Below are 9,195 nucleotides of genomic sequence, written 5' to 3'. Positions count from 1 at the left end.
GTAAGCTGCGCCTTCAAGCTTGTTCTGCCCACCCACTGAGAGGTTTTCGCTGAACTCAATCGTTGGAACGCCGCCGCGCTCACGGTCGACCTGCTTCTGACCTTCGGCACCCATCAGCTCAATCATGCGCTTTTCACGCCACGTGAGAGGCTTGTCCGCATTGTCTTGATTCACGGCCGGCCGCGTCACTGAAACCAAGTGCACGATGTCATCGGGCGTCATCGCCTCTTTATCGGCGCCCAGGCTCACGAGCTTGTAGGTGTTGCGGTTAATCATACGATACTCAAGCGGAGTGCCCCACTCATCCAGATCAGCCTTCACCAGCTCTGTACCAATTTCAGTACGAGGCAGTGCGGTATCGTTGCTATCAAAGTGGAAGCGGATTCGTTTATCGGACTCACCCATGATGGATTTCGTCGTATCACTCACCGAAGACACTTCGCCGCTTTCAACCAAAATAAATTTGTTTACACCAGCGGTGAAGTAGTTGCCCAAGGAAACCGAGAACAGAAATACTGCCATAACCACTGACTTCATGCTCACCGGTGACTGCGTATACGCAAACTCCAAGCATGTAATAGAAACCATGACCTCAGAAGCTGTGAGAACCGCATATGCGAAGAGCTGCCATGCAATAGATGGTGTTTCGCCGCTATCAATCCAAGTTTGAAGAATTGCTACAATCGCAAATCCAGGAACCATAATGAAAAGGCCAATGGCAATCTTGCGAAGGGGTGTAAGCGGGAAAATTTTATCGATAGCCGGATAAATAACATAAGTAAAAAGTGGTACCAGCGTTACAATCATCACCGGGTTCACAGCTTGAATCTGAGACGAGAGCCATTCTACGCCCATCCAGTTGCGGTTTAAATCTTCAGCCTGCAAAACCCAGGAAGAACCAGTTTGGTCAAACAAAGCCCAAAAAACGGCAACGAAGGCAAAAATGATGAAGAGCTTACCGATGGTAAGAAGGCCTTCAACCGAGAAGGTTTCCTTAAGAAACTCTTTTCCGCGAGGCGGAATATGGACAAACTCATGTCGGCCCATCCAAAATAGGACCGTCGCGATGGCCATCAAAACACCTGGTACACCGAATGCCCAGTGCGGGCCGTACCACTCAAGAAGAAGCGGCGTTGCCAAAGTAGACGCCGCAGCGCCAACGTTAATCGAAATGTAGAACCAACCAAAAACCTTGCTGAGTAAGTGTCCATTGGTTTTACCAAACTGGTCGCCTACGTGTGCCGACACACAAGGCTTAATACCACCCGAGCCAAGTGCAATCAGGTAAAGCCCTGTGAGCATCCAGTTCTCTGCACTCATTCCTGGGCTGCCCATAAAGGCGAGCGCAAAGTGACCCAAGCAATAAACAATCGAGAGACTCAAAATTGTGCGGTACTTACCCAGAATCGTATCGGCTAAGAATGCACCCATAACCGGCGTGAGATAAACCAACGAAGTAAATTCGTGGTATCTAGCAATTGCCTCCGTGCGCTCCATCGGAGTACCCGCTGCATCTGAAAGCAGAAAAAGGTACTTGGTCATGAAGATGGTCAGAATACCCTTCATGCCATAGAAACTAAAACGCTCTGCAGCCTCGTTACCGATAATGTATGGAATGCCCTTGGGCATATCTTTGCTTGCAACGGGGGCCGTTAAATATTGGTGTTCACTCATCCGCTCAATCTCCCTATTTGATTGGCGGCTTCTTATCAGCCCTGTTATGGAATTACCACGGATTTGGGGAGGGGAAACCGAGAAAACTAGTCTAGCAATATCAGCCACTTAGGTGGCACGGGATGATTTCAGCGCTGGGTACGCCGGTAATCGAAGCGGCGGCCTGCTCTTTGGAAAAGCCTTAACTAGGACCTAACTTTTTTTTCTGCCGACTTATCAATATCTTGTTTCAGATTTCTCAAAAAGAGAATGATTTGTTTGGCCTCTGGCTTGGTGATGCCTGAGTTAGGTTTACGCATCATCTTAATGACGTATCGCTTAATTTCTTTAAGCCCAAAGGTTTGCTGGCTGACGGGCGATATACCGCTTTCTACGGCTTGCAGTGGGCGGCTGATTTCATGACACTGACTGCACCGCTGCTTAAATACACCATACTGTTGCGTTTGGATGTCGTTGAAATGGTTAGCATCCACTTCTAAATTCTTACCGCTGCTAATGATTTTAAGTTGGTTTTCGCCAGCTTCAGCGATAGCGTGATGAGGCAGCTGGACAAACCCAACCGAAATGGTCATCAAGATGCAAATACGACAGAAGCTCATACCCATAGCATCCACCGTGAAGGTACAGGTTGACAAGGGCTCGATCGAAAATCGTTTAACATGCGAGAAACATTGGGAGAAATCAGTCTAATGAACCGTATTCTGGTATCACGTATCACCCCACTTTTGGCCATTTTACCCATGCTTATGGCCTCCAAGTGCATCGACTACGATGCAGCTGTTTATGAAACCACCGATGATTCCTCCGATGCGGTTGTGGATTCGAGCGATTCGGACCCCTCCGAAGTTGATGAGTTTGTTCCCGCTCTTGAGTGCCCCACTCCCGGTGAAGCCGTGATTGATGTGGCAGATTTCTATTTCGCTATCGTTTGTGGATGCCAGGAAGAGCCGTGGACCGATTTCACCTTTGGCGGAAGCAAACAATGCACCATCCCGTCTGGAACCACCATCAGATGGAGATTCACCGGCAGCGAAGACCACAATATCATCGCGTCCCATTCCGAAATGTTCGGAAGCTTGGACAGGACGGCTGGCGAGTTCACTCACTATTTCGATACCCCCGGTGAATACACTTACTCATGTAGCCTTCACGATGAGATGAACGGCTACACGGTCTTCGTTAAATAATTTACATCCCAAATAGAATCTGAATTTCAGCCCTTTCGTTTTGCGTTAGGTCGTCCGTATAAATGTACTTCGCTTTCAGCCTTAAATTCTCCTGAACCAAGACCACAACACCTGCCTCGTGTTGCATATAAAGCCTCTCCAGTGATGAAGCGTCTTGAACCTGAACCATGTAGATTGGAATCAACCAACTGTAGACCGCGTAGGATATTTCCGCAAAACCCGTGAGGTGCGTGTGGTCTGCATCCAGCGTTCGGTCTCTATCCAATCCTAAGACGCCGCCGCCCCAAAGGCTAAAGGCGTTCCAATGGTATTTAAAATCTAAGCCCAGTCTGCGGATATCAGCGGTCACCGTTCCATCGATGTCATCCACTTTGCCCAGGTATCCCCAATGCGCCAAAGTGAAATGCATATCTTCCCATACCGAAGGTTCATCCAAAGAAATATCTGGCTCTTCACCATCAAAAGTAGCACCGCCAAACTTATAGCTCAGCTGATAATATGCATCGGTTTTTGACGCCCCACCACTGTTGCGGACCACTCCCAATGCCCAATGAAACCTTTGCCCCAAGAGGCCATAAAGCTCACCACCCAGTCTGGATTTGGTCACTGAGTGACCCGTCATAGCTCTTGTGCCATGGATGTATGGCCCGAGCAGCGCTTCATTGCTCTTAAAGAGTGTGGTTTGCTGTTCAAATTTACCGATGCGCGCGTTGAGTAGACGGTTGCCAAAAATCTGATTCCAGTTCAGGGTCACCTCATTAAAAGAACTGCCCCCAGACCATGTACCATAATAGGAAAAGCTACTTCCGAGCTTGCCGCCCGTCACCAACTTTAAAGAGGGTGTCCCCAATTGCAGGGACTCAACCACTTGCGGATCATCCACATAGCTACCAGACATTCCAATAAGGAGGCCAAGGCCAAGGTCACTTTGCAAGAGGCCTTCATAAAGCGCCACACCTCGCATCTTGGTAGCATCGTCAATGGTACCCGTTTGAGTGGTACCGCTCTCCCCTGGCCATTGATATCCGTTTTTAAAGAAAGCATCCCCATACTCGTTACGACGAGGGATAGCGGAATGGCAACTGGAACAAGGCACCTTGTATTGACGCGCAAACACCGGCAGTGCCAAAGCATCAGACGGCACCACAAATTCAGCCAAAATCATCACGGCCAATGTTAATTTGAATACGCTTATAGAACTTCTAAACAAGCGGTCTTCCTATCCTGCCAAAGCAGTCGTCTCACCATGAGCACCGTGTTTGTTACACAGTGAAAAAATCATCAAATGAGTTGTAGCTGCATCGATAAGGTCTTTGGAAATGGAAAAGCTATGGGTCCACTCACTGTCGTCAGCTGTTCTGATATAGTCCGGTGTGTGGTAATGAAAGTCGATCCAGTTATGTGGTGTTAAAGCGCCTGGGATATAAGCGACCACCTGGCAACCTAAAATATGGTGGCCTGCATTGACCACATGAGGAACGACCACCGTAAAGTCATAGGAATCACCCGAGTCGTCATAAGCGCTTATCACCGGCGTATGCTTTAAGCCGCCCTCACTAATATTGTCGCATTTAAAACCGTCCGGAAACTCAACCTCACAATCGGCCCCCATCATGGTATTTTCTTCGACCGGGTCAGGTGTTTCGTCATCGGTTGGATCGGTGACATTCGTTTCTGGGCAAGGTTCGCTTCCACAACCGACAATACTGAAAGCTGCAGCTCCGCCAACCACATAAGAGCCCAAGCGTAAAAATCCTCTTCGATCTGAATTGGCCAAACCATCCAGTTCTGTCTGAAACCTAAACTGATTTTTTTTATTCTCTGTCAATGTGAGCCCCCTGATACTGCTATTCAAACTTGTAGACTGCCTATCCCGAACCCAGGAGTCCTCTTTGAAACTTAGCAACGATCTCGATTTGTTTTGATGTTAGCAAGTTGTAAAACCGCAATGCAATCGGGGCCCGGTATTTTAACCCGTTGAGCCATCGCAGTGCCATTTTCTTCGACATCGAGCCATACCCCACCCATCTGGCGACAAACTTCTTGAAAGACTGCTAAGTCATTCTATTCATTGACTTTCTGGACCATTTCATGAGTAACTTTGCTTAAGTGGAAGACCGCTTTTCGTAAACCCATTCACGCATTGAGTGTAGGACACCTTGGCCAACCAAAATCCGAAATACAACTCGAAGCTGTTTTATAGGGTCCTTAGTTACCTCGTCCCAACCGTCGTCATCGCATTCTTAAGTATTTGGCTCGTTTCGTCCTCTACACTTGAAACTCAAATTCGAGAGCGGGTGACCCGAGGCCTAAAGTTATCAGCTACCGGGTTAGCAACCACACTCGATGCCACACTCAACGACATGCTTTCCGATGCCGCTACCACTTCAAGGCTGTACCTCCCTCAAGAAGCTATCGAATCTGGAGATCCCAAAAACTTCCAGTGGTATGCTGACGAATTGGTGTCTAAGAAAAATCGCTATCTCGCCATTGTTGTGAGCGACTCAAGTGGCAAAATCATTGGCACCAACACAGTCAACCGGCAAGGGCAGCCTGGGTTTGCAGATAATCTAGGGCAAAGCATCTCGGGAGAACCCTGGTTTCAAAAAATATCCCAACTCGAACAAAATGAAGCGTTCATTCTGACCCGGGAACGGCCTGCGATGCTGACTCCTACTCTGGACGAAGCAGAGTATGTGACGGGCGTGATTTATCCAGTGCTTGATATCTTGGACGAACCGATTGGCTTGGTCTCTTTCTTCATCTCCCACAAATACTTTGGAGAGATCCTAGACCAATTTACGGTCACCCACCGAGGCGTGGTGGAGTCATTTGCTCTCTTAAAAAGTGCAGACAACGGTATCCTGGCTCGTCCGGCAACTTTAAGTGACCAACAACCATGGAAGAGCATCGATACTCTCGAGCCTCAATCATCAGGCCAGTGGCTTGCCCCCAATGAACTGAATTTCTTCATGAATGATGCAGAGCTTCATACCCAAGCAAAATGGCCCTGGACCATCGTCACTTTAAAGCTCGATACAATCGTCAATGCCCCCATTACCGCCGTCAGCCAAAAACTCATCATTCTATTTTTCTGTACACTGATGGTGACGCTGGCGATTATCTTCTGGATTGTTCACCAACTTATCAAGCCCATCGAAGAACTCACCCGCTCAATCTCCCGGATGAAACGAGCTGCCGACTTTAAACCTCTTCAGATAAGCCGTAACGACGAGATTGGTAAACTGACGCACTCATTCAATACAATGACCTCTACGGTCGCCGATTATGAGGAGCACCTCGAACGCTTCGTCCCCAAAAAATCGTTGGCCCTTCTCGGCAGTGAGAGCGTTCTTGAAGTTGAGCTTGGCCAACAGGCTGAGAAAGAGCTCGCGGTTCTCTTCCTAGACATTCGGGGCTTCACGGCTCTGGTTGAATCGATGACTCCGGCCGATACGTTCTCGCTACTCAATTCTTTTCTAAGCGCCATTGGCCCCGTGGTTACCCGGCACCATGGAATCATCGATAAATACCTCGGCGACGGATTACTCGCCTATTTTTACCGCGACGAGTCTTCTTGCGACGATGCCATCGACTGTTCAATAGAAATGATGCAGAAATTAGAAGAATACAACCAGACCAACCGGCACGGGTCTGTTCCTGATTTTAGGGCCGGTGAAAACACCCGTCAGCCCCTTGAAGTGGGGATAGGCGTGCATTCAGGTAAAGTTGTCTTTGGAACCATAGGCCATGAAGATCGAGTCGATTTTACGATTCTCGGAGACACCGTCAATACCACCTCCCGTATTGAAACTTTAACCAAGAATCTGGGAGCTTCACTCATCGTTCATGAATCGGTTATTCAAAAATCAACAGCCAAACATGCAAACCGCTATATCGGTGCGGTTCAGGTGAAGGGTAAACTAGAGCCCCTTCGGCTGTGGGAAGTATTCAGCGAATCAGATCCCCTTATACGTCAAAAAAAGCAGGAGACGGTCAAAGAATTCAGCGAAGCTCTTGAGTGCTTCGAAAACGACAACAAGCAGGAGGCTTTCAGTCGCTTTGAGTCTGTCGTCCAACAAAACCCAGACGATAAAGTAGCCCAATATTATATGAACTGGTGCCGTGTGAACCGAGCACCTCACGCATACAGCCGTAAAGAGGATGTCTAAGAGGTCTTGGTCTACAACCTGATTCTTAGGGTCGACTCTTCCAAAAAAACTTCATACATCTTTAAATCACGACGAGCTGGGCCGCTCACGCGTTCTCCCTCAAGGCTGAAGTGAGATTTATGCAGCGGGCAAACCAAGCCCGTTTTATGCTCGTCTAGCTCTACGTCTGCGCCCTTGTGAGTACACGACATATTAAATGCCAAATAACCGCCACCTAAGGCGTGTACCACCAACACCCGCAAACCATAAGCGAGATCTGCTACCGGTAAATATCCGCCTGGCTTTTTCAAATCGGGATACTGATTCAAGTCAACTTCGAGAGCCTGATCTTGGCTAGAAAGCTCAACAACTAAGTCGTGATTGGACCAAGTCGTTTTACAGCCCATTCCGCACACGCTCAGAATGCCTAGGCTGGTCGATACCGTTACGTCCGATAAAAACTCTCGACGCGTTTTCAACGCAGACACGTCCTGCAAAGATTTTTTTCGCATCAGCCTAACTTCAAAATCTGTTATTGTTGAGCACCACAACTATCAAGATTGAGTGTCGCCTACCTACCATGGAATTACAAGACAGGCCCAGGGCCCAGCGAGGCCGCAGGACTTGAAAAAATCATGGTCCCGTCATCAACCGGCTCTTTTTCCAAGAGCTCTACATCGAGGTTGTAGACCTGAGCATTAACCCAAGGTTTCTTATCCCCTTGCTTTGGGAAGATGTGGCCGACCCGGTTGATATAACCCGGGGTAAATCCACTGATCCACGGTTGCCTACGCATACTCTCATCACCAGCCTGAAGAGTGGGAGTGCACTGCAGATTTCCCGTTGAATGCATGTGATTCACAACTCTACATACATACCGAGACATCAAGTCGGCGCGTAGCGTCCAAGAGGCATTCACATAACCAAAGCAGGCAAAGAAATTAGGCACCCCCGAACAACTCACACCCTTGTAGGACCAGGTTTTCGAGAAATCCACGGGCTTACCATCTACAGAAAACTCAACCTCGCCATACATGACGAGCTTCAACCCCGTTGCTGTAATAATGGTATCCGCTTCTAATGCCTCACCCGATTGAAGGGCTATACCCTCCTCCGTAAATGATTCAATATGGTCTGTAACCACGGAAGCTTTTGCTTCTTTAAGCGCATCAAAAAAGTCACCATCCGGAACCAAGCACAACCTCTGGTCCCACACATCGTAGGTGGGCGTAAAATGCTTCTCGATATCGAAATCTTTACCGAGGCGCCGGCGTGCGTTCCAAAGCAAGAATCCCTTTAAAACATCCGGTTTATTACGAGAGAGCCAATACAGATACTGCTGACGAAGAATATTCTTCCAACGGGTGATGGCGTACGCCACCTTGATCGGCAAAATGGTTCGAAGGAAGTTTGCGACGAAGTCTTTAGCCGGCCAACTGATGATATAAGTAGGCGAACGCTGAAGCATGGTCACATGGCTAGCCTTATCGGCCATTGCGGGAACTAAAGTAATAGCCGTGGCCCCTGACCCAATCACAACCACCTTCTTATCCTGGTAATCATAGTTCTCTGGCCATGCCTGTGGATGAATCACGTCGCCTTTGAAGCGCTCACGACCCGGGAAATCCGGCGTGTATCCCTGCTTGTAACTGTAATACCCGGCGCACATATAAAGCACATTGCCAGTCACATGTTTTACGGTGCCACCGTGGCTTATCTCCAGACGCCAGAACGACTCAGCGCTGGACCACTTTGCCTTAAGTACCTTGTGGTCATATTTCACATGCTGGTTAAGATTGTACTCGGTTGCTGTTTCCTTGATGTATTCCAGAATTGCTTTGCCATCGGCAATGGATTTAGAAGCTCGCCAAGGTTTAAAATGATAACCTAAGGTATGCATATCACTGTCTGAACGAACACCGGGATACCGGAAGAGATCCCAAGTACCGCCCGGATTGCTGCGGCCCTCTAGAATCGTGAACGAGCGGTCTGGGCAATTTTTCTTTAGATGTACCGCTGCACCAATGCCCGATAACCCTGCACCCACAATTACAACATCGTAGTGTTCTTCGCTCGTCACCAGACTATCCTCTTCGGCTCGTTCACCGTGGTCTATTCCTTAGTAGCGCTTATCAAGAAACTCACTGCAGGCTCGAATCTACACAGTTGCCAAAAAAAAGAAA

Annotated in this window: 8 protein-coding genes; 2 read left to right on the top strand and 6 right to left on the bottom strand. The window is 48.4% G+C overall.

Annotated elements, in window-relative coordinates; translation table 11 throughout:
- Positions 1-1,674, bottom strand: a 1,674-nt coding sequence (locus tag HOK28_08230) for a POT family MFS transporter (protein ID MBT6433062.1), incomplete at its 3' end; no start/stop codon positions are given.
- 185 nt (positions 1,675-1,859) lie between these two features.
- Positions 1,860-2,273 (bottom strand): hypothetical protein, encoded by a 414-nt coding sequence (locus HOK28_08225; protein ID MBT6433061.1) that lies wholly within the window; start codon positions 2,271-2,273, stop codon positions 1,860-1,862.
- Between the two features lie 90 nt (positions 2,274-2,363).
- Here HOK28_08225 and HOK28_08220 point away from each other — a divergent pair, with 90 nt between their 5' ends.
- Positions 2,364-2,861 (top strand): hypothetical protein, encoded by a 498-nt coding sequence (locus HOK28_08220; protein MBT6433060.1) that lies wholly within the window; start codon positions 2,364-2,366, stop codon positions 2,859-2,861.
- 1 nt (position 2,862) lies between these two features.
- Here HOK28_08220 and HOK28_08215 read toward each other — a convergent pair whose 3' ends face one another.
- Together HOK28_08215 and HOK28_08210 are read right to left on the bottom strand one after the other, a co-directional pair.
- Entirely contained in the window at positions 2,863-4,071 is a 1,209-nt protein-coding gene (locus HOK28_08215; GenBank protein MBT6433059.1) for a hypothetical protein, read from the bottom strand.
- Between the two features lie 9 nt (positions 4,072-4,080).
- Positions 4,081-4,689, bottom strand: coding sequence for a hypothetical protein (locus tag HOK28_08210; GenBank protein MBT6433058.1), 609 nt, complete (start codon positions 4,687-4,689; stop codon positions 4,081-4,083).
- A gap of 331 nt (positions 4,690-5,020) precedes the next feature.
- Between HOK28_08210 and HOK28_08205 the strand changes: the two genes are divergently transcribed.
- Positions 5,021-7,033 (top strand): HAMP domain-containing protein, encoded by a 2,013-nt coding sequence (locus HOK28_08205; protein ID MBT6433057.1) that lies wholly within the window; start codon positions 5,021-5,023, stop codon positions 7,031-7,033.
- A gap of 11 nt (positions 7,034-7,044) precedes the next feature.
- Here the strand turns inward: HOK28_08205 and HOK28_08200 are convergent, their stop codons facing one another.
- Both HOK28_08200 and HOK28_08195 read right to left on the bottom strand, forming a co-directional pair.
- Complete coding sequence (locus HOK28_08200) at positions 7,045-7,524, bottom strand: Rieske 2Fe-2S domain-containing protein (protein MBT6433056.1); 480 nt, start codon at positions 7,522-7,524, stop codon at positions 7,045-7,047.
- A gap of 74 nt (positions 7,525-7,598) precedes the next feature.
- Positions 7,599-9,092, bottom strand: coding sequence for an NAD(P)/FAD-dependent oxidoreductase (locus HOK28_08195; protein MBT6433055.1), 1,494 nt, complete (start codon positions 9,090-9,092; stop codon positions 7,599-7,601).
- Positions 9,093-9,195: the final 103 nt, after the last annotated feature.

Source organism: Deltaproteobacteria bacterium, assembly GCA_018668695.1.
In the GTDB taxonomy this organism is placed as follows: Bacteria; Myxococcota; XYA12-FULL-58-9; order XYA12-FULL-58-9; family JABJBS01; genus JABJBS01.
The sequence above is the reverse complement of the archived record's forward strand: the minus strand, read 5'-3'. Positions and strand labels throughout refer to the sequence as shown.